This is a genomic window from Halomonas sp. G11, from assembly GCF_001663515.1.
Taxonomy (GTDB): domain Bacteria; phylum Pseudomonadota; class Gammaproteobacteria; order Pseudomonadales; family Halomonadaceae; genus Vreelandella.
In genome coordinates this window covers 69,752-91,137 of the sequence record NZ_LYXG01000023.1, presented here as the reverse complement: position 1 = coordinate 91,137, position 21,386 = coordinate 69,752, and the positions used below count along the sequence as shown (strand labels likewise).

General features: G+C 55.4%; 21 protein-coding genes. 7 read left to right on the top strand and 14 right to left on the bottom strand.

What is annotated here, in order from left to right:
- Positions 1–204: 204 nt before the first annotated feature.
- Positions 205–825 (top strand): type IV toxin-antitoxin system AbiEi family antitoxin domain-containing protein, encoded by a 621-nt coding sequence (locus tag ADS46_RS11335; RefSeq protein ID WP_066320202.1) that lies wholly within the window; start codon positions 205–207, stop codon positions 823–825.
- 455 nt (positions 826–1,280) lie between these two features.
- Here the strand turns inward: ADS46_RS11335 and ADS46_RS11330 are convergent, their stop codons facing one another.
- Both ADS46_RS11330 and ADS46_RS11325 read right to left on the bottom strand, forming a co-directional pair.
- Positions 1,281–1,799, bottom strand: coding sequence for an MgtC/SapB family protein (locus tag ADS46_RS11330; protein WP_066320199.1), 519 nt, complete (start codon positions 1,797–1,799; stop codon positions 1,281–1,283).
- Between the two features lie 47 nt (positions 1,800–1,846).
- Positions 1,847–2,752: a LysR substrate-binding domain-containing protein gene (locus ADS46_RS11325; RefSeq protein ID WP_066320196.1), complete on the bottom strand. Its 906-nt coding sequence runs from the start codon at positions 2,750–2,752 to the stop codon at positions 1,847–1,849.
- A gap of 120 nt (positions 2,753–2,872) precedes the next feature.
- Here ADS46_RS11325 and ADS46_RS11320 point away from each other — a divergent pair, with 120 nt between their 5' ends.
- Positions 2,873–3,574, top strand: a complete 702-nt coding sequence (locus ADS46_RS11320) for an FMN-dependent NADH-azoreductase (protein WP_066320193.1) — start codon at positions 2,873–2,875, stop codon at positions 3,572–3,574.
- 113 nt (positions 3,575–3,687) lie between these two features.
- Here the strand turns inward: ADS46_RS11320 and ADS46_RS11315 are convergent, their stop codons facing one another.
- From ADS46_RS11315 to ADS46_RS11285, 8 genes are all read right to left on the bottom strand, one after another.
- Entirely contained in the window at positions 3,688–4,206 is a 519-nt protein-coding gene (locus ADS46_RS11315) for an MgtC/SapB family protein (RefSeq protein WP_066320191.1), read from the bottom strand.
- Positions 4,207–4,274: 68 nt separating this feature from the next.
- Complete coding sequence (locus ADS46_RS11310; RefSeq protein ID WP_066320189.1) at positions 4,275–5,561, bottom strand: cation:proton antiporter; 1,287 nt, start codon at positions 5,559–5,561, stop codon at positions 4,275–4,277.
- Positions 5,562–5,727: 166 nt separating this feature from the next.
- Entirely contained in the window at positions 5,728–6,360 is a 633-nt protein-coding gene (locus ADS46_RS11305; RefSeq protein ID WP_066320188.1) for an O-methyltransferase, read from the bottom strand.
- A 114-nt stretch (positions 6,361–6,474) separates the two neighbouring features.
- The gene (locus tag ADS46_RS11300; protein ID WP_066320185.1) at positions 6,475–7,836 is read right to left on the bottom strand and encodes a CHAD domain-containing protein; all 1,362 of its coding nucleotides are present in this window, start codon (positions 7,834–7,836) and stop codon (positions 6,475–6,477) included.
- Positions 7,837–7,888: 52 nt separating this feature from the next.
- Entirely contained in the window at positions 7,889–8,296 is a 408-nt protein-coding gene (locus ADS46_RS11295; protein WP_420706130.1) for a DUF2784 domain-containing protein, read from the bottom strand.
- A 19-nt stretch (positions 8,297–8,315) separates the two neighbouring features.
- Positions 8,316–8,927 carry a LysE family translocator gene (locus ADS46_RS11290; protein WP_066320182.1) on the bottom strand — a complete coding sequence of 204 codons (612 nt, stop codon included), beginning with the start codon at positions 8,925–8,927 and terminating at the stop codon, positions 8,316–8,318.
- Positions 8,928–9,021: 94 nt separating this feature from the next.
- Positions 9,022–9,165, bottom strand: a complete 144-nt coding sequence (locus ADS46_RS18760) for a hypothetical protein (RefSeq protein WP_156524507.1) — start codon at positions 9,163–9,165, stop codon at positions 9,022–9,024.
- A 27-nt stretch (positions 9,166–9,192) separates the two neighbouring features.
- Positions 9,193–9,564, bottom strand: a complete 372-nt coding sequence (locus ADS46_RS11285) for a DUF2306 domain-containing protein (protein ID WP_066320179.1) — start codon at positions 9,562–9,564, stop codon at positions 9,193–9,195.
- 125 nt (positions 9,565–9,689) lie between these two features.
- On the opposite strand from ADS46_RS11285, the gene ADS46_RS11280 reads away from it, so the two are divergent.
- Positions 9,690–10,223 carry a PadR family transcriptional regulator gene (locus tag ADS46_RS11280; RefSeq protein WP_066320177.1) on the top strand — a complete coding sequence of 178 codons (534 nt, stop codon included), beginning with the start codon at positions 9,690–9,692 and terminating at the stop codon, positions 10,221–10,223.
- A 56-nt stretch (positions 10,224–10,279) separates the two neighbouring features.
- Here the strand turns inward: ADS46_RS11280 and ADS46_RS11275 are convergent, their stop codons facing one another.
- Positions 10,280–11,392 carry a mechanosensitive ion channel family protein gene (locus ADS46_RS11275; RefSeq protein WP_066320170.1) on the bottom strand — a complete coding sequence of 371 codons (1,113 nt, stop codon included), beginning with the start codon at positions 11,390–11,392 and terminating at the stop codon, positions 10,280–10,282.
- 283 nt (positions 11,393–11,675) lie between these two features.
- On the bottom strand, positions 11,676–12,470 hold the full coding sequence (locus ADS46_RS11270; RefSeq protein ID WP_066320168.1) for a 2OG-Fe dioxygenase family protein: 795 nt from the start codon (positions 12,468–12,470) through the stop codon (positions 11,676–11,678).
- A gap of 354 nt (positions 12,471–12,824) precedes the next feature.
- Here ADS46_RS11270 and ADS46_RS11265 point away from each other — a divergent pair, with 354 nt between their 5' ends.
- On the top strand, positions 12,825–14,606 hold the full coding sequence (locus ADS46_RS11265) for a putative bifunctional diguanylate cyclase/phosphodiesterase (RefSeq protein WP_082926064.1): 1,782 nt from the start codon (positions 12,825–12,827) through the stop codon (positions 14,604–14,606).
- Between the two features lie 128 nt (positions 14,607–14,734).
- Here ADS46_RS11265 and ADS46_RS11260 read toward each other — a convergent pair whose 3' ends face one another.
- Both ADS46_RS11260 and ADS46_RS11255 read right to left on the bottom strand, forming a co-directional pair.
- The gene (locus ADS46_RS11260; RefSeq protein WP_066320166.1) at positions 14,735–15,709 is read right to left on the bottom strand and encodes a calcium/sodium antiporter; all 975 of its coding nucleotides are present in this window, start codon (positions 15,707–15,709) and stop codon (positions 14,735–14,737) included.
- Positions 15,710–15,874: 165 nt separating this feature from the next.
- Positions 15,875–16,555 carry a TVP38/TMEM64 family protein gene (locus tag ADS46_RS11255; protein ID WP_066320164.1) on the bottom strand — a complete coding sequence of 227 codons (681 nt, stop codon included), beginning with the start codon at positions 16,553–16,555 and terminating at the stop codon, positions 15,875–15,877.
- Between the two features lie 117 nt (positions 16,556–16,672).
- Between ADS46_RS11255 and ADS46_RS11250 the strand changes: the two genes are divergently transcribed.
- The 3 genes from ADS46_RS11250 to ADS46_RS11240 all read left to right on the top strand — a co-directional run bounded on the left by ADS46_RS11250 (position 16,673) and on the right by ADS46_RS11240 (position 21,314).
- Positions 16,673–18,904 carry a glycosyltransferase gene (locus tag ADS46_RS11250; RefSeq protein ID WP_066320162.1) on the top strand — a complete coding sequence of 744 codons (2,232 nt, stop codon included), beginning with the start codon at positions 16,673–16,675 and terminating at the stop codon, positions 18,902–18,904.
- Between the two features lie 207 nt (positions 18,905–19,111).
- Positions 19,112–19,723 (top strand): exopolysaccharide biosynthesis protein, encoded by a 612-nt coding sequence (locus tag ADS46_RS11245; protein WP_066320155.1) that lies wholly within the window; start codon positions 19,112–19,114, stop codon positions 19,721–19,723.
- A gap of 178 nt (positions 19,724–19,901) precedes the next feature.
- Positions 19,902–21,314 (top strand): DegQ family serine endoprotease, encoded by a 1,413-nt coding sequence (locus ADS46_RS11240; protein ID WP_066320153.1) that lies wholly within the window; start codon positions 19,902–19,904, stop codon positions 21,312–21,314.
- The last annotated feature ends 72 nt before the right edge of the window (positions 21,315–21,386 follow it).

Below are 21,386 nucleotides of genomic sequence, written 5' to 3'. Positions count from 1 at the left end.
GTCAACAGGCGAATCCTTATAACCATATATATGGCACCTGACGTCTTAGTACGAAACCTCATCCAAACTATGTGCGAGAGACCTCACTATCGAGTTTCAATCCTCCATGCTAGTGACTGAGCGGAAGGCCCGAATGAAGCCGCTACTTGAACTCTCAACATGCATCAGACAAACTGTCACCAGATATAAACAAGTGGTGACGGTTTGTCTGACACTGACTCTGCCCTATCCCCCAGGGCGCAACTCCAAACCCTTTTCCGCCAGCACGGCGGCCATCTTCGCCTGAGCGAGGCCCTGGCGCGGGGTATAAGCCGGTACCAGTTCTATCAGCTCCGGGATGAAGGACTGATAGAGCCAGTCAGCCGCGGTCTATACCGGCTGGTAGACCTGCCGCCCACTGAAAACCCGGACCTTGTGGCCGCCGCCACGCGTTTTCCCCATGCAGTGCTCTGCCTGATTTCCGCGCTGGACTGGCACAGTATGACCACGCAGATCCCTCATCAGGTACACCTTGCGGTGGCGCGGGATGCCCGCCTGCCGGTTTTGGACTATCCGCCGGTGGCCGGTTACCGGCTCTCTGGGCAGGCTTTCAGTGAAGGTATTGACCAGATAGACGTGGATGGCATGAAGCTGCATGTCTACAACCCCGAAAAAACCCTGGCGGACTGCTTCAAGTTCCGCAACCGTATCGGCATGGATGTGGTGCTGGAAGCCCTTGAACTTTACCGCACCCAAAAAACGTTCCGGCCAGGCAGGCTGATGGAATACGCCCGTATCTGCCGAGTCGCCAAAATCATGGCACCCTATGTGGAGGCCAAGCTTTGAATGGAATCACTCAGTCAAAAGAATCAATAAGATGACAAGAGCTCACGGTGGCCAAAAACATTGACGCGTCTGTTCGCCAGAAATTGCTGAATAAATCCCGACAAGAAAAACGCCCTTTCGGATCTGGCAGGTGCTATCGCAAGAACCTTTGCCAACCGGCATACGGAACTACCTGAAACCAGTCCCTTTTCTACCGTTTTTGTGGAAAGCAAACAGCCACAGTGGAAAGCTTTTCGTACGCGTCTTGGTCAGCCTCATGTGCCGGAAGCGTTTTCGGAGATTGTAGTAGCGGTGTTGGAATTTCTTGCCCCTGTAATAGAGAAAACAACCGCTGAACCCGTGCAAAAAATCTGGCACCCTCCCGGTCCATGGAGGCGGCATATCGATGACTAGCTTTATTTCAGAAGACAATATCTGACAGTAGTGTTCGCCTAAATGGCGACAGCGCTTCGGGATCAAACATCAGAATCATCTTCATCATCATCCCCTAAGTGTGACGTTTTTTTCTTGCTGATCGGGCGCGAAAAGAAAGGCACCACGTAAAGCACCATCCAGGCCAGCAGCGTACATAAAACGGCTGTTTGCTCACGCCCCAGACCCACGGCTATACCAATGGCCGCCGTCAGCCAAATACCGGCCGCCGTGGTGAGTCCTGACGTGCCTTTTTCATCCTTGCGGGTAATGATGGTGCCGGCACACAGAAAACCGATGCCTGCAATGACACCCTGAATGACGCGACTCATCTCTGCATCAGAAATACCCGTCTGTTCAGGAATAAAAATGAATAAAGCAGCACCCATGCAGACCAGCATGTGGGTCCGTATACCAGCCGCCTTGCCTCGCTGCTCTCGCTCGAGCCCCAACAGGCCACCGAGAACAGCTGCCAATAGTAGCCGGATCACCACAATGATGAGTTCGCCTAAGTCGTTGAATTCCGAAAACTCGGAGGCGATGATATTTCTAATTGCTTCCACCTTTTCACTCCTGTTGATCCAGTCTGGTAGCCCTTCATATCCACACGTCAGTGCGATGGCGCACAAAGCCCACCCGGCACCGATTTCACCCACTCCCGTATAGCCAGAATCGTCGGATCGTCCCGGCGGCTTTCCGGATAAACTAGAAAAAACGGCTTGCCTTCAAATGCCGGGCCGAAAGGTTGCACCAGGCGCCCTTCCTCCAATTCATCCTTAATCAACTGGCGACTCATCAGCGCAACGCCCTGTTCACCCACGGCAGCTGAAATAGCATGGGTTTCGTCAGAAAACACCAGACCGGCACTAACGTCCAGTCCAGGCACCTTTGCCTCTTTTTGCCACGCTGCCCAATCAAGCGGCGAAGAAATAGCCCCCTGACTACTGAAGTGAATCAATGGGTGCAACGGTAAATGCGCCACCTCGTTCAGACCAAGGCGTGGACTGCAGGTCGGGATGAAGGTGTTATCAAATAATTTTTCCGCTACTAACCCTGGCCAGCGACCATCGCCATAACGAATGGCAATATCTGCCGTTACCCCATCCAACGCTACCGGCTCGTGAGAAGCATGAATGCGCAGATCAATGTCTGGATGCGAGTCACGCAGTAGGCAAACCCATGGCAGCAACCAGCGCACCGCGACCGCAGGCGTCGTGGAAAGCGTAATGGTTTGGCGAACGGGCACAGCGCTTAGCCGCTCGACCGCGTGACTGATGCTGTCAAACGCGCCTTCCAACACCTGCAGCAGCTCCCGGCCCTGGGAAGTCAGTTCCAACTGGCGTGGTTTACGCACAAACAAGGCAATGCCGAGCGTTTCTTCAAGTCCACGGACCTGGTGACTAATGGCAGTGGCCGTCACCGAGAGCTCCTGTGCCGCCTGCTTGGCACTTTCATGACGGGCAGCAGCCTCAAAAGCGCGCAGTGCCGAAAGTGAGGGTAAACGTCGATAGCTCATGAATGAATTTTAATCACCTATAACGACAAGAAAAGATCGTTTGTTCGCCTCTACAAGCAGGGCCTACGCTGATTCTGTTGTTAATCATAGATGAGTTCAGTTCAGATTAGGAGACCAATCATGCCACATATTCTGCAGATAGATGCCAGCGCCCGCCCCGGTATTGCGGGAACCGATAAGCACGGCTCCCATAGCCGCCACCTCACCCAACGGTTTGTCAGTCAATGGCAATCAGGTCGCCCCCATGACACGCTAACTTATCGCGATATTGGTCAAAACCCGCCGTCCTTTATCAGCCACGATTGGATCGCGTCAGCGTTTACGCCTGAAGACCAGCGAGAATCCTGGATGCAGGAAGCGTTGGCAGAAAGCGACCTATTGGTGGATGAATTAATTGCTGCTGATATTGTGGTGATTGGCGCGCCGCTCTATAACTTTGGCATGCCAGCCGCACTCAAGGCGTGGATCGATCAAGTGATAAGGCTTGGTCGTACAGTGGATCTCGATGCTACCAATCCCATTGCCCCTCCCATCCCAAAGCTCACGGATCGGCCAAGGCATGCCATCATTCTAAGCGCTAGAGGCGGTATAGGCTTTGACCCTGGTGGAGAAATGGCGCATATGAACCACCTCGAGCCAAACCTCGCCACCGCGCTTGGTTTTATTGGCATTACCCGACTCCACTACATCGCCATTGAGGGGCAGGAAGCTGGCGGTGAGCTACTGGCAAACTCTGTGGCCGAGGCGATAGGCAAGGTTGAAGCGCTGGTCGATAAACTACAGATGTCGCTAGAGACCACTCCGATATCCGAACCGGCCTAGATCTCAAAGGGAGCTATTTTCAAGTAAACAGTCAACATTAATAGGTGCGGTGATCGCAAACCCAGGATATCCGCACCTTTTGAATCTATTTAGTACTAGCGAGTAGAAATTCCTCATTTAACACCAGAGTTACCTTCACTTAGTTTTGCATAGGCAGCTTTTTTCTGGCTGATTGAGTGTGAAAAGAAAGGCACCACATAAAGCACCAGCCAAGCCAGAAGCGTGCACAGTACCGCCGTTTGCTCACGCCCAAGGCCAACCGCTATGCCGATGGCCGCTGTGAACCAAATACCGGCTGCTGTGGTAAGCCCTGTAGCAGCCTGATCATTCTTGCCAGTGATGATACTTCCGGCGCAAAGAAAGCCGATCCTGGCAATAACCCCTTGAATAACTCGGCTCATCTCCAAATCCGAAATACCTGCTTGCTGCGGAATCAATATAAATAACGCAGCGCCCATGCAAACAAGCATATGGGTGCGTATTCCAGCCGCCTTGCCGCTCTGTTGACGTTCAAGCCCCAGCAGCCCACCTAGCAAGATAGCTATCAGTAGTCGAACTATCAAAATAATAAGTTCACTTACGTCATTGAAATCCGAAAACTCAGAAATAACGACACTGCGGATCAATTCCATCACTTCTATTCCTGTTGGTTAACTAAAAAAAGCGGGCTGCAAAGGGAAAACCGGTGCACTGTGCCTGATTATGGCCACCACTTTGTCATCATCGGCTTGACGGTTAGTCCATGGACGACGATCGACAGCACGATAACCACTAGCGTAATGTGGATGAACTCCACGGCCAGCGCTTCCGGCAGGCCAAAGACGATCGCGAACATCAAATAATAGATCGAGCCGATTCCACGTACGCCGAACCAGCCAACCAGCATCTGCAGCCGCATCGGTGTGCCAGAACCCAGCAGACCCAAGAATACGCTGGCGGGGCGAACCACCAGAAAAAGGAACAGCGCCACCCCGACGGCCCTTAAACTCCATGAGTCAAGAAACAACATTCCACCCAGCAGCATGACCAGCACCAGCTCGGAGAGCCGCTCCAGAGACTCCTTGAACAACATGGAACCTTCAGACACTTGGGTGCTATTCGGTGGCGTCGGCTCTTCGGAATTAACTGAAATTTGCCGGTTAAAGCCCGTTTCTTGGTTAGGCCCGTGAATACTTGCCAGCTTAAGTTCCGACTGACGAAGTGAAATAGCCGCCGCGAAAACGGCCAGAAACCCCCAGGCATCGAGTAGCAGACAGACGCCATAGACCACGCCGATCAAGCCCATACCCAGAAAGTCATCCAGCAACGGGACTTCGTTACTGAGAAAGCGCTGTTTCCATACCAGCTGTGCTAATAAGCGCCCCATTACGAGTCCGACAACCAGGGCAACGATTGTCGACCATAAAACATCCTTTAACACCCAAGCCCCAAGCAGTTCGTAACTAACCGGGGAACTGAGCATTGCCAGCCCCAGCATGACAAACAGAAAAGCACTGCCGTCATTCATGCCCGCTTCACTGGTCAGCGTGAAACGTAAAGGATCTTTATCCCCCATGTGCCGAACTTGAACATCGGTGGCTAGAACGGGATCAGTGGGTGCCAGAATAGCCCCCAGCAGAATCGCCGCTCCCAGTGGCAAGGCCAGCACGTAATAGCCAAACACAGCGGTCAGGGCGACACTGATGGTCATGGAGATAAGCGCGAGCCGAACGGGGGCATTCCACTCCCGCCATTTGAACGGCATCGGCATTTTCATACCCGCGATAAACAACGATACGAGAACCGCAATTTCAGCGAGCACTTCCAGCAAATGCGCCTGTTCTAACGGATTAAAATGAAATGCTCCCAAAACCGACGGACCAAGAGTTACCCCAATAGCCAAATAGACAATGGAAGGTGTCAGCCGCAGGCGTTGGAGAACGGGCGAACGCAACCCCATCATGATCAGCAGGGTTCCGATCAATACAAACCAGGTAGCGTTGGTCACAGGGATTCATCCGAGGCGGGTTGAGTAGCAGTGTGGCGCATGAAAGCTGTCCGGTCACGAACACAATTCGATGGCACCCACAAAACTGGCGATCACCTCAGCTAAATCGTCATTCCATGTTACGGAACAAAGCTGCCAAAATTGGCGGTTCCTGTAAGCTATGCCACTAAAAGGCACACCGAGTGGCCAGGAACTGTCCATTCCCGACGGGTACTGTGCAGGTAGTGACATCAGCATCTGCCGATACCAACGTCATAAATGAATCCATTTCATCGGCGTGGGACCTGGCGTTATCCACGACAAGAAGCCCGCCCCTGCGTAGTAAACGTTTAAGGGTAGGCCACCAGGCCACATACGCCGAGCGTCTGGAATCCAGAAAGATAAGGTCACAGCTTTCGTCATGCAGGGCGCCGATCAGACCGCCTGCTTCCCCACGCAGCTGGGTGATAAACGCAGAGAGGCCAGAACGTTCAAAGTTCTTGGCGGCGAGTTCAAGCTTGAAGTCAGATTGCTCAATAGTTGTAACGTGCCCGCCAATCTTTTGCGCCGCCTGAGCCAGCCACAAGGTGGAATACCCGTTGGACGTGCCAATCTCAAGCACACGCTGAGCGTTGGTTGCCTGAGTAAGCACCAGCAGAAACTCCCCGGTATCACGGGTGATATTCAGCATTAGCTGTGGGCGCTCGGCGATTGCAGCATCGTTTTCCTGCCCAAATTGTTCTAATTCGACTAACAGCGCTTTTAATGGCTCGATCTGGCCGGAAAGCGAGCTGCCGCTTCCTTGAGGATTTTTAGCCATCCCAAACCTCCTTTTCGTTTGGCTCTTAACCGTTCCTGCTCAAGTGCTTGACCATGGAAAGCGAGTCCCCGGTTTCAGCTTAACGCATCGTGACCTCCGCCAGATGGGTGTCGGTTAGCGGGCCAGAGGCGCCAATGCCAATACCTCCTTGCGCAGCTCCTGCTTCGGCTTCTCCAATGAAGCGCCCCATGACGCGCACTCTTTCTTCTGTTCAGCGTCGTTATCAGCGCTTTCGATGAAGGCATTCAGCCAAGCCTGTCGAGTGCATAGATCCTGAAAGTCACCGAGCAGGCGCTGACGGTGCTTCAATTCTGCCAGAAACGACTTGGGGATCTTTGGATTCAGATCGGCCAGATAACGGATGCGCTTCACGCCCTTGCGAAGTTCGTGCAAAGCAGTGTCAGAGCTATCTGAAGAAAGTGCTGCCAGATCCTCATCGTGACGCGCAATGCGCTTATTGAGCACCGCCTTGATACGCTTGGGCGTCAGCTTGGTAAGCGCCTTACTGACGTCATCGGAAGCGATGAACGTCTGCCAGTTTTGCATTTCCTCAGCGTAGGCTGGCTCGCTTAACTGCTCGCACAGGGCTTGATGCTCTCCGCGCTGGCAATCCTGCAACCATTGCTGCAACCCCTGATAAGTCGCGGAAGAAAGCGGCGGCGGCGTATTGCCAATATCCTCAAGGAACACATCAAGGTCGCGGAGGTCGCTGGTGGCCCTGGCACGGTGCTTGAGCCGCTTGAGCATTTTTTTCAGGCCAGGCACTTTGGTAATGGAACGTATGGATTCCCCCACGGCTCGGCTGCGACGCAGGTTAACCCGGTACTGATGCAAAAATTCAGCATCAACGCCCGCCATCACCCCTGGTTCAAGGGCCCTGACCATCCGGTACTGGTGCGTAAGCATGGCCCGGAGTTGGTTAGAAGTGCTGCCCTTGCGATCAGGTGGCTTGGGGGCAAGACGCTTGAAAAGTGAATAGCTGGCCTCTTCCGGGGTCAGCCGCCCCACCAGCTCCGCACAGCCCTGTTCCATGGCTGACCAGGGCGTATCGGGCAAAGTGAAATGCAGCACGCTGCCGGTAGGCAGCGACGTCGGCGCTGCCTCATCGAGCCAGCGGGCGAGATCAACCAATGCCGGGTTATGACCAATGACAAGCACTTTTTCAAGCTCATCAGGCAGTGCTTTGAGCCATGCAAGCAGCTCTTCACCATCGAAGGTGTAGAGAGCGTCATCAACGTGAAGCTGATTGATGAGTGCTCGTTCGGGCAACTGCGCGGCGATGTCGTCGAGGGTTTCCCGCGTACGCGCCGCCGTGCTGACGTAAACCTGCCCTTCCAACGCTTGCCAGCGCTGTAGCACAGTCACCATTGCCGTCGCCTGACGTTTTCCCCGTTTACGCAACGGCCGTTGTTGGTCGGTCATGTTGCCACTGGGCTGCTTGGCCTTGGCGTGACGCATTACGTAAAGGTGCCGCATGTGTGCCTCCTTATTGCGACATGATTCACAAAGCCTAGTACACACCCCTATGCTAGTGAATTCGTTTACCCGGCTTGACCACCCACCAGCTTGTCAGCACCAAGCCGCCAAATACGCTGTAAACGATGCCAAACACCCAGTCCGGGGCGCTGTAGTAAAGCAGGCTATGCAGCCAATGCTGAATAAAAGACCCGGCATAGGTGGCCGCCCCTGCCTCGGCTCTGAGCGCCATCTCCCAGGTCGTCAGCGGGCAGATCATTCCCAGCCAAGCTTGCCCCACGACGTAGCCGGTGGCGCATAAGTGCACGATACGAAAAACGCGATGACGCACCCACTGCCACGCCAGGAAGTACCCTGCGTAAATAGCCAACAGACCCAATACCACGAAGGCTACAAATAGTACGTGGAGTATCAGGATAGCGTCTGCGAGTAACAGCAGTAGCCACTCTTCAGATATCACGATTCATTCCATAGACGCTTCAGGCCCGCAATGGCAGCGCTGCGCCAATTGTCATGAAAAGACCTCCGCAAACACGATTAAACCCACGCCCGGCACGCTCTAACCAGTGCCGGATACGGCTAGCGGCGCTTGCAAGGATGAATTCCGCCAAAAACTCCGTCATCACGAAGGTCGCGGCCATGATGACAAACTGATGCACCAAGCTATTTTGCGGGTCAAGAAACTGCGGCAAGAAGGCGCTAAAGAACAGCAGCACTTTGGGATTTGTTATCGAGGCAAGCGCCCCTTGGCGGAAAAGCGACCAACCGCTGGTCACCCTTTCGTCAGCATCAGCCGTCGTGGAAATCGGCGGTGAGCGCCATACCTGAATGCCAAGCCAGATGAGATAGGCACCCCCTACCCACTTGAGCACGGAAAGCCACATGACGGAAGACTTGATCAGCGCCCCAATGCCAAACATGCAGAGGGCTATCACGATGACAAACCCTATCGCGCCGCCTGAAATAGTGAACAGCGTCTTGCGGCTTCCGTGAAGCACTCCGTGCGTAAGCGCGAGAAGCCCGTTGGGACCGGGCGAGAGCGACAAGCCCACACAACTGGCGAGATAGATAAACCACATTTCAAGGTGCATTGATAACCCCCTAAATACCCACTAGTGCACACCTACGCCTAGCAAGGTGCAAGCTATCGCTGGCTAAGATCAGGGGTAATCCTGGCATACTTAGTCAATGGGATGCATTTTTCAGCAGTGCGGCAGCTAAAAAACATTCAACACCATCAACCCCGGCAACGCTGGATTTATCCATTTCAACACCACCGCATTTATTCGGCGTTTCAATGCGTTTGCCACTGGCCGCTAGCGACGACAAATGAGCTCTGTGGCGGGCTGACAAGAGTCACCACATACCTAGCTGAACGGCGACCCAGCGCCCTGGTGCCAAGGTGCCGATAAAGGCGCCGACCAGCCCCAGGTAAGCACCTACCATCCAGCCACGATGTTGCTCCACTCTTCCCGTGAGGATAGCCACAACGGCAAAGATAAGGGCCAAGAGAATCCATAAAGCGAGTAGATGAATCGGACCAAGGTGACCGATTACCGGAAGCACGCCCCCACCTAACCAAAAGGAACTCAATGCCGAAAGGGCCATGGCCAGCACCCAAATGCTGCCCATTAACCGGTGGAGTGTCGTTCCCTTGGTCGAGAGCAGTAAAATAGCCCCAAGCGACAGGGCAAGAAAGGAAGCGTAGAGATGCAAGGTTAACGCCATGAAAACCTCCAAGGGCCATATCCGTCATCTGGCAATTATTCAAATGCAACTTGTTGCATAAGACTAGCTTCAACACTTTTGCTATGCAACCATGTGCATAAAGAAACCGCTTCGCATGGCTCCTCATGTCTCTACGCGCCGTTATATTAATCACCCTGCAGCATGAGCCCGGTACCGGCTACGATATCCTTCAGCGCTTCAAGACGGGCCTGTCCCATGTTTGGCAGGCAAGTCACCAGCAGCTTTACCGCGAACTTGACCGAATGCGCGGTGCTGGCCTGCTGACGTGCGAGACAATGCCTCAAGCCGAACGCCCGGACCGCAAAGTCTACCGACTGACCGATGCCGGCCGACAAGCGTTAGACAGCTGGCTTGCCGACCCCCTGGCCGCCAGCCCGGTGCGCCAACCGTTGTTTGCCAAGTTCTTCGCCTGGGAGCACTGGCCAGAGCAGGCCCGCCACCAAGAACTCGCCGCTCTCAAGGAGCAACTCAAGGAGCGCCTGGCAACCTACGCCGACATTGAACATGAGTGGTTCAGCGACCCAAAAGCGTTAACACCTGGCCAGCGCGCCCCCTGGCACACACTGCGGCTCGGCCAACGCCTGACCGAAACCTGGATAGAATGGCTTGAGGAAGTGATGGAGGAGCAACAGGAGTAGCTGGCGATGAACCTTGGCTTTTCATGTAAACCGAGAGACTGGCAAGCTACACTCACTCAAGGTTTGGAGCCTCCGGAAGGCCCTGAACGATTCAGTTTGGCGCCGCCCTCAAATTCCGGAGCAGTATTCTCCAATCGCGCCCGAAGGCGGGGTAGTTGCGAGGGGTAATGCTGCTGTATGAACGTCACCAGCCCTTCACGAATCGAGCATCGCAGGTCCCAATTCTGGTTGGAGTTAGGTGCACTCATAAGGAAGCGGACCTGTATCGCCTGTTCATTGGAGTCGGTCACCTGAACCGTCGCCACCTTGCCATCCCACTGCTTCATCGTATCCAGCAAGCGCGAGAACTCCTGGCGCAGTGGCTCAATGGGCATGGTGTAATCCACCCAGATAAAGACCGCGCCCTGCAAATCCGCTGTATTCCGCGACCAGTTCTGGAAAGGATTCTCGATAAACCACTGTAACGGTACGATAAGCCGACGCTGATCCCACACCCGCAGGACGACATAGGTTGCGGTCACTTCCTCGACCCAACACCACTCGCCCTCAACAATCAGCACATCATCAATGCGGAACGGCTGGGTGAGCGCAATCTGAATGCCCGATAACAGGTTACTGAGTACCGGCCGTGCAGCAAAACCCAGGACAATACCGCCAACACCGGCAGACGCCAGCAGACTGGCGCCTACTTTCTGTACCGGTTCGAAGGTCATCAGCGCGGCACCAAAGCCCACGATGACAACGAGGACATTCAGGCAACGGACCAGGAAGCGTGTCTGTGTCTCTACCTTGCGGGCCCGTTTCCACTGTCCTTCCAATACCGGATTCAGAAACACGATAACGTCACCAATGACGGAAGTCAGACGAACGGCCGCCCAGGTCAGTGACAGAATCAGTAGCAAAGTGGCTATCTGCTTCAACGGACTCAAGAGCAGCAGGCCATCCGGAGCGCCATCAAGCATAGCCCTGAGTACCAGCAGGCTGATAACCAAGCCCAGCGCCTTGTCAACCGCATCCAGAAATAGCCGGGGGACGGTTCGCCGTTTCGAAAAATGGCGGATCACCGCTAGTGTCAGCCGGTAGAGGAAGTAACTGGCTATGACGGCAAGCAACGTCAAAATGCCCGGCAACATCCAGGCCTGTAAACCAGCTTCCAAAGTTTTCAGCATTGCCCTTCCTTATCGATGGTGGCTCCACCCCGAATAACCTAAAATAGGCGGTTCGGAAAGGCCAGAAAGTCACCCATAGACTTTGATAAACCTCTGCAAGTGTACGCACTTATGGAATTAGCGTCTTCCAAAGATCCTCGTCGGATGTTGCGCCCTCTGCCACACTTGAGTAACTCGCGGACACGCCGCACCAGGCGTTGCGCGTCATGCCTGGCGCACAACCAAGACGCCCCCGGAATTCCGGGGGCGTGGGTGTTGCTAGGCTTTGAATTTACCGAGAGTGTCATTCGCTCTCATTGAGGACCGCTTCCGGGAAGTAGCGACGCAACATCCGGTTCTGGAAGTCGTCCACGAAGCGGCTGTTGATGATGATGATGAACCGCTCGAAGGGTGCCTCGCTGTCGAGCTGTTCGATTCCGTCGACACTGTGGAATAGCCGATCATCGCGCAGATGAAGGATATCACCCGGATCCATGGTGATATCGACCAAGGGTTGCGTGCCGGCCTTGTCTGCGTAGAGGTGGTTCTCAGCGCCCGCCACGTTTTCCCGATTGATGACCAGAATGCTGAGAGCCTTGCAGCCATCGGCATGAATTCCCTGTCCCTGAAGGGGGTCGATGTTGCCTTCTCCGCGAACCCCGGTGATCTGCATCAGAATGGGTTCGTGCGCACCGATACTCCACAGCCTTGCCCAGGCGCGAACGAAGGCCTTTACATCGGGGCGTCCCATGAACTCCCGAGTCAGCGGATCATAGTACCGCAGACGATCCGCCATGCTTTCCGCGTCGTTGAAGGCCCCTCCCTGGGCCATGGGGCATTGGCCCATATCCTCGACATCTCCCTGATCATTCAGGGCAAGCCATGACATCCGTTTCCATCGCTGATTGACATAGGGATCGCGCGGCAGGTCAGCGGTAAATCCCTGCCAGGCGGTCAGATCGATTCGCTCCCGAATATCGGTTTTCGCCCAATCCTGTTGTCTCAGTGCCTCGGTCACTCCCGGATTCCAATAATCGGCAAGTGAATCGGCAGGCATGGAGGTGGGGTCGAAACCGTGCTTGAGGGTATCGAGTTTCATGTTGGTACTCTCCTGTTAACTGGGCAGAATTGCCCGGTGTTGCCGGTGTAAACATCGCGGTCAACAGGAGAAAAATGAAAAGATTTGCAAGGATAAGTCAAAGAAATGTACTAAATAAGCGTGATTTTTTTGAAAACAGTACCAGACCGTTGATGAGGTATATATGTAGGTTTTCCTGCCAATAGGTGTAGGATAATCACAACAAAGTGCCTATCGTTACCATTATGATGATGGCTCTTGACAGTGTTGTTTCTTTAAGTGGATCCCATGACTGCCAGCGATTCCCGACATCACAGAGATCCGGAACGCCTGAAGAAGAACCGCAGGGAGTTTTCCGGTGCGCTCGTGTTGAAGATGTCAAAGACACCTTCGACGGATGGCATCGATTCGCATGATGTCGGCCGGGAGGAAGTCGAGTTAGTCCGTCGCCAGTATCTGGAGAGTGAGCAGCGATTCCGCGCCCTGCTGGAGAGCCTGCCGAAGGTGGCGGTTCAGGGGTATGATCGCGATCGGCGGGTGATTTACTGGAATGAGGGTAGCACTCGTCTCTATGGCTATACCGCTGAAGAAGCGCTGGGACAGTTACTGGAAAATCTGATCATTCCTGCCTTCATGCGTGACGAAATGATCCAGGCGCATGCTGCCTGGATCAATGAAGGCGTCGACATACCCGCCGGTGAACTCGAGCTCAAGCACAAAACCGGTGAACTGGTATCGGTCTTTTCGCAGCATCTGATGCTCAATGAGCATACCGACTCACCCTTGATGTTCTGCGTGGATGTCGATCTTTCCGACCAAAAGCGCGCCCACCGTGACCTGGAATTCGCCACCCGTTTCGACAGGCTCACCCATCTCCCCAACCGCCAGACCTTCGAGGTCGACCTGGACAGTCTGTTGGATTCCAGTCGACGCCAGGGCAATGGCCTGGCAACCATCTACCTGGACATTGATCACTTCGTCGAGATCAATGATGCCCTTGGCTATGATCAGGGGGATCGCCTGCTCGTTGAGCTGACTCGGCGACTGAGAGAGTGCCAGCGAGTCACTGACCTGGTGTCACGTGTCTCTAGCGATGAATTCGTGCTGGCCTTTCCCGGCGTCCACTTGGACCCCGATGTCAGACGGGTCGTGCGTCATGTCCAGAATGTCTTTCGGGAACCTTTCGTCCTGGATGGTCGGGAGCATCATGTCACGGCCTGCCTGGGCGTGGCGCTCTTTCCCGAGAATGGTGAATCGTCACGCGAATTGATCCGTAATGCCGATGTTGCCAAGAATCGTGCCAAACTGGAGGGTCGGGGTGCTGTACGTTTCTTCCAACAGAAACTTCATGATGAGCTGGTTCGCCAGCACGATCTCTCGGCGCGACTTGAGGAGGCCCTGGATAACGGTGAATTCTCCCTCCACTACCAGCCCCAGGTCTCGGCGGTTAGTGGACGAATAGAGAATCTCGAGGCCTTGATACGCTGGGAGCCTGCCGAGGGCCCGACGATCTCGCCTGGGGAGTTCATCCCTCTGGCCGAGCGTTCCGGTTTGATCCATCGCCTGGGCGAATGGGTCATCGAAGAGGCTTGCCGCCAGCAGGTGGAATGGCGTGCCAAGGGGTTTCATGAGCACCGCATCGACATCAATGTATCGGGTCGTCAACTGGTGCGCCCCGATGCCCTCAAGCGCTTCGAGGACTCGCTGCAGCGTCATGGCTTAGGTCCGCGGGATATCGGCATCGAGTTGACCGAGAATGTCCTGATCGAAGCCGACGAGACCGTCCTCGAGGACCTGCGGCGCCTTTATCATCGCGGTATTCGCATTGCTATCGACGACTTCGGGACCGGTTATTCCTCCCTGAGCTATCTCAAGCACTTTCCCGTCACCGCCCTGAAGATCGATCGCTCCTTCATCCACGACGCTCCCACACAGCCGAAGGATCGGGCCATCATGGAAGGTGCCATCTTCATCGGTCACCGGTTGGGGTTGGAGGTGGTGGCCGAGGGCGTCGAGAACGCCGAACAGTTGTCGTTGCTTCTCGAAATGCATTGCGACCTCGTCCAGGGGTTCTTCTTCTACCGTCCGATGCCTGCCAAGGAAATCGAACGCCTGCTGGGCGGTTTTGTGCCTGGTAACGAAGGGCCGTCGAGCTGAACCGCGTGGTGATTTGACGTACAACCCCCAGGCTTTCAGTTGACCGACAGTGCCTTTATCGCACGCCTAGAAACGGCACCCTTGGCCGCCCAGTCATTCGCCCGACGGCATGCCACTACTCGGCTCGGTCAGACTGTCAGCACAGCACTTACCAGCCAGCCGTTGTAGACCACTAACCCCAGCAGTAGCAGGCTCGCTTCGATACGGTTGATCCGTCCCTTTCCGCGAACCCCAAACCCCATGATGAACAGGCCCACTACCATAGCCATCATCACCGGCCAGTCTCGGCGCATGACCTCGGCGGAAAGCGCCTCCATCGGTGCGATAACACCCGCGATGCCCACCACCGCTAATAGGTTGAACATGCAGGAACCCACGACGTTGCCAATGGCAATATCGTGCTCCCCCTTGCGCACCGCGGCGATCGACGATGCCAACTCCGGGAGCGAGGTACCCAGCGCCACGATCGTTAATCCGATGATGAGGTCACTGACGCCCAGGGCACTCGCCACAGAGACGGCACCCCAGACCAGCATCCGCGAGCTCACCAGCAGCAGCGCCAGGCCAACCAGGAGCCACAGGATGGCCCGGCCAAGCGTCATGGCAGGCGATGAAAGTTCCTGTTCAGTCTCCGAGGCTAATGGGTCACCCTTGCCACGCAGTGCTGTCCAGGTCGTCCAGGCCATCAGGCCGAAGAACCCCATCAGTAGCAACACGGACTCCAGCCGACCCAGTTGGTCATTCCAGAAAAATGCCCCAGCCACGGCGCCAAACAGCAACAGCAGCGGTAACTCGCGGCGGATAATCGTCGAATGCACCGCAATCGGCACGATCAGCGCCGTCACTCCGATAATCAGGCCAACATTGTAGATATTGGATCCCAGCGCATTGCCGAGGGCCAGCTCGGGATTTCCCTCCAGGGCCGCCATGATGGACACGACGATCTCGGGCGCCGAAGTACCGAACCCGACGATGACCATGCCGATCACCAACGACGGTAACCCGATGTGCCCAGCCACCGCAGAGGCGCCATCAATGAAGCGGTCAGCACTCCACAGGAGCAGTATAAAACCCAGGATGATGGCCAGAATCGGTAGGATCACGACGTTTCCTCAATCGTTGTGAATGGCACTGTTTGTAACCAGCCCGTCAGATGCCGGTATCTCTATCATGAATAGCGCTCGCTATTGATCTGGCGTGACGGCGAGGATTCACTTGGCGACGGCTGAAGCGGCACTAGTTATTGTCGACTGTGTAACAGCAAGCCGCTAGCGCGTGCGTGATTTTCGCCGGGAGTAGTAGCGCAACGCAAATAGCAGCAAGATGCCAAGCCCCAGACCGGCCAGCGACAGCATGACATCGCGCGGGTCACTGGCCGTCACAAGCGCACCCAACTGGCTGCCCAGCAGGGTGACGGCTGCGAGCCCAGGCACAATGCCAAGGGTTGAACCGACCATGTAATCGCGAAACTTGATGTGAAACGCACCCGCCATCATATTGGTAAGGGTAAAAGGTGCCAATGGGAGCAGGTTAATCAACGTCATTGCACGGATGCCACGACGGGACAGGTAGTGCGAAAGCCCCTTCATGTGTTTGCCGCCATGGTTCATCAACGCCTCGCGTCCCAGGCGATGCCCTACAGCATACGACACTACCGACGACGCCAGCGTCCCCATCGTCGCATAAACAAACCCCCATACCGGACCGAATATCAAACCGGTGACGGCCACCAGGATACTCAGTGGAAACATCACCAAAAGGGCGATCACATAGACGATCGTCACCAGCACAAACACCCAAGAAGAATCTCGCCACTGAGGGGATGCGGCTACCCACGCACGGAGGCCATTGACTGTCACAACGTCATTGACCGTCAGCCATTGCCATAACCCACCGAGTGCAAGCAGCAATGCTAGAACACTCAGCACTATTGTGACGGGACGCACCATCCGCTTTTTCTCCCCAAATTCGATTGCAAACATGGTAAAAAATTGGGTTGTCGACGCGCGGGCACGTTTGTGTCAGCTTATCGCCCCTGTTACCCACCCAGCCAGGAGACACAACGAGTGCCCCGCCAGCGACTCATTTCGTGGTTTTTCTATCTCAACCTTGCCCTTATTGCTGCACTGCTGGGTTACAAAGCTTACCTGAATTTTTTTGAGCAGGACTTTGCCAGCGCTCACGCCGATCAGGTCAACGCCATTGAGTCGATGCTTACCGAACGTGAGACGTACCGTTTTGCCGTGCTGGGCAACATTAACAACTCGGTGGGCATTTTTGAGCGCAAAATTATCCCTCGCCTCAATCGCGAGGGCTATGACTTTATCATCTCGGCTGGCAATGCTGTCGCCAGCGGTGGCGAAGACAAATACCGCGCACTGTTTGGCACTCTCAGTTATTTGGATATGCCATACCTGCTAACCTTCGGCCCCCACGAGGAAAGCCGACTCGGTGGCTTTCGCTTTTACGACCACTTCGGCCCCTATCACTTCAGTTTTGCCGCAGGAAAAAGCCGCTTTACCTTTCTTGACAGCACCGGCACCACCGATTTTGGCTGGCAAATGCGGTGGCTTGATGAAGTGCTCGCCGCACAGCGCGAACCCAACCAGTTTCTGTTCAGCGCCCACCCACTCTACCCGGTGGACCACGCAGGGCTTTTCGGCCTAGACGATGATGACGACTATCACCTTGAGAACCCCGCACGCCAAGGGTTGACCCGCCAGATCGAGCAAGCCGGCGTGGATGCAGTGTTCTCTTCACAGGCGCCGCTGTTTGACCGCCAGCAACATGGGGGCACCACTTACATCACCACCGGCGGGGCTGGCGGATTGGTGCTCAATGATGACCAAAGCTACCACCACTTTGTCTCCGTCAGCGTTGACGGTGATGACATCCAGATTAGCGAACGGCGCCTGGATATCGGCCAGCACCCGATCTGGCGCACGCTGGAAAGTTTGTGGTTTTTTATCTACTCACTGTTTTACGTTGGCTACCTGAACTTCATCCTGATCGTTTCCACGTTTATTGCCATCGCGCTCTGGTTATACAAGCGGATTTTCACCGAGCAGGATTACTACCCAGATTTTGATATTGACCCGGATGCCGGTGGTAATAAGCCACTTCACGTGGCCATGTTCACCAATAACTACCTGCCATTTATCGGTGGCGTACCGATATCTGTTGAGCGCTTAAAACGCGGTTTGAAAGGGCTTCATAATAGCGTCTTGGTCGTCGCACCGGGCTACCCCCATCAGCCTTCCGACGAGGAAGCCGATATACTGCGCCTGTCCTCGCTTTTGCCAATGGGCCGCCACAAAGAGTTTCGACTGGCTAACATTTTCTCTTGGCGTTTGGTCAAGCGTGTGCGCGCCTTTGCTCCGCAGGTGATTCACGTTCACCACCCGTTCTGGATCGGCCGCGCCGGTCAGCTGTTGGGCCGGTTATTGAGAGTGCCAGTGGTTTACACCTACCACACACGCTTGGAGCACTACGCTCACTATGTGCCACTACCAGGGCCGTTGTTTCGCAATTTGATTTCCCATGCCCTGGTGAAGCGCTTTGCCAACGGCTGCGATGCGGTCATTGTTCCCACCAGCTCCGCCGAGGAGTACATGCGGATTATCGGCGTCAAACAACCCATCTTTGTCCAGCCGACGGGTATCGAATACGCGCGTTTTGCCACCGCTGACAGTGCCATGCTCGACACGCTCCGCCAACGCTACCGGCTTGAAGGCAAACGCGTGCTGGTGTCAATTTCACGCCTGAGCAAAGAAAAGAACATCGACTTTATGCTCGATGGTTTAGCGCTTTTACGCGATAGCAGTGAACACAACTTTCACTTGCTGCTGCTTGGCGAGGGGCATGACCACGAGCGATTGCAGGCACGTATCGAAGCGTTAGGCCTTGGCAAGCACGTCACACTGGTTGGCGCCGTCCCTCCAGACGAAGTGGCTAACTACTGCCACCTGGCCGAGCTTTTTGTCTTTGCTTCCCGCTCGGAAACGCAAGGCATGGTGGTACTCGAAGCCATGGCGGCGGGACTACCGGTTGTAGTGATTCGCTCCAGCGGCATCGAGGATATCGTTCAGCACGGGGTTAACGGCTACAAAACCACCCCCGATCCTCAGGCTTGGTGCGACCGTATCGACACCCTGCTCAGCGACGATACATTAAAAGCACGCATGAGCGAGCAAGCCTCGCACTGTGCCGCCGAACACCGTATCGAGCAGTTTGCCACAGCAGTGCTACGTGTTTACCGCTACGTGATCGAAGCACGACGTAAGTCACATGCTGATTAAGCGTGCGAGTCCCGACGACTTAATGGCTTAACTGACCCGGACTTATGACACATGAGCCTGTCGAAATAGCAGTGGCTTTTGTCAAACAACGCAGACTTGACCATAGCGGTAGCAAAAAATGGGAAGAGATGGATATCTATTTACCGCCCATCTATATATATTCCACTCGTCGAACTTCTAACGACGTGGATGAGGGATGCATAAGAGATGAGCCTGGCCGATGTATTGCGTGCTCTTCCTGGTAGCTTGAAAAATCAACGCCCATCCCTAAGTGACATTCTTGACGCTCTCGATGAGCGTGCGACTCCTTTGGTATTAATGCTTTTCGCGATCCCTGCGATTGTGCCCACGCCTGGTATTCCCGCTGGCATGGTGTTTGGGACAGCGCTAGCCTTCATTGGCATGCAGATGGCTGTCGGCGCCAAGCGTATCCGGCTGCCCTCGCGTATTGCCCAACTGCGTATCGGAATTGAGCAGCTGGAGCGGGTCCTGGGCAAGGCAACGCCTCATCTCGAAAAGCTTGAACGGCGCCTGAGCGCACGCCTGGCGTGCCTCAACACACCGCTGGCGATTCGTAGCATCGGCGTCGTCATTTTCATCATGGCCGTGTTGATAGCGCTCCCGATTCCATTCGGTAATACGCTGCCCGGCTTGGCAGTACTGATTTTGTCGTTAGGCCTCGCCCAGCGCGATGGCATCGCTGTCGTCGCGGGACTCGGCCTTGCCCTGATAGCCGGTGTGGTCTCCACAGCCATTATCGGCAGTAGTTGGTGGCTAATCGAAGGCTTTTTCAACGGGCCGCTCATCACATCAACATGATGAGAAAATCATCATGACAATGCGGTGACGGTGATCAGCACGCCCTAGCAGGATTCATCGCTTATAGAGACTGACGGATAGGAGCCCCGCTCAGAAAGCGTACGGAACTTTGTAAAGTGACTGCTGTAATAAAAATGCTGTCATGTTACATGCACTCGAAAGACAGGAGTCAATCGTGATGCCCAAGCTCCATTCACCCTCTTGGCTGATAAGCTTAACGCTATTGCTGATGTTGGCAACGCCAGCGCTCGCCGAACCACGGCTGCCAGACTTTACGGAGTTGGTCGACACGGCCGCGCCTGCCGTGGTCAACATCTCGACCACTCGCGATGTCGACAGGGCAATGACCTCCTCCCGGCAATTCGGCGGAGAGGAGATCCCGGAGATCTTTCGCCACTTCTTTGGCGACCGTTTTCCGATGCCGCCTGGCGGCGCACCCCGTCATGATAACGAGCCGCGTCGGTCACTGGGGTCGGGTTTTATCTTCGATGAAGACGGCTACATCATGACCAACGCCCATGTCGTCAAGGATGCCGACAGAATTCTGGTCCGCCTCAACGACCGCCGCGAGCTTGAGGCAGAATTGATCGGAGCCGATGAGAAGACCGACGTGGCGGTCCTCAAGGTCGAAGCCGACGACCTGCCCACTCTGGAGACGGGCGAGTCCCACGACCTCAAGGTCGGCCAGTGGGTCGCCGCCATCGGCTCGCCCTTTGGCTTTGATCACTCTGTGACCTCCGGCATCATCAGCGCCATCAACCGCACCCTGCCTCAGGATGTCTATGTCCCCTTCATCCAGACCGATGTCGCGATCAACCCTGGCAACTCGGGCGGGCCTCTGTTCAACCTGGATGGCGAAGTCGTGGGCATCAACTCCCAGATCATCACCCGCAGTGGTGGTTACATGGGCCTTTCCTTCGCCATCCCCATCGATGTGGCGATGGATGTTGCCACACAATTGCGTGAAGACGGTTATGTGAGTCGCGGCTGGCTCGGCGTCAGCATCCAGCCGGTGTCCAAAGACCTGGCTGAATCCTTCGGTATGGAACAGGCCGAAGGCGCCTTGATCGCCGAACTCGAACCCAGCGGCCCAGCGGCGGACAGTGGCCTTCAGGCAGGCGACGTCATCCTGGAAGTCAACGGCCAGGAGGTGGACCACTCCACCACGCTGCCGCGCCTGGTCGGTAAGACGACACCCGGCGAAGAGGTCGAGCTCTCCATATTGCGCGACGGCCAGAATGAGACCGTCACGGTAGAGGTTGGCGAGTGGCCGAATGCCGGTCCTCATCAATCAGACGGCGATCCGCTTCGACTCGGCATCGCGGTCCAGCCGTTGAACGACATGGAGAAACGTCAGCTCGGCATCGAACATGGGGTACGCATCGTCAGGGTCGACCCGACCGGACGCGCCGCTGCCGCTGGCATTCGCCCCGGCGATGTGCTGGTCAGCATCGGCCAGCAGCCGATTGAGAGCCCGGGCCAGTTGAAGGAAATGCTGACCAATCTGTCTGGCGATCAAACGCTGCCTGTGCTGCTCAATCGCGAAGGCCGCGCCTACTTTGTCGCCATTCGCCTTGGCGACGAGGACTGACGTCTGAGAGAAAGCTCACCCCGTCAGCGCATCGGTGGCCCGTATCACCGATGCGCTTTTTCATAGCGGCTC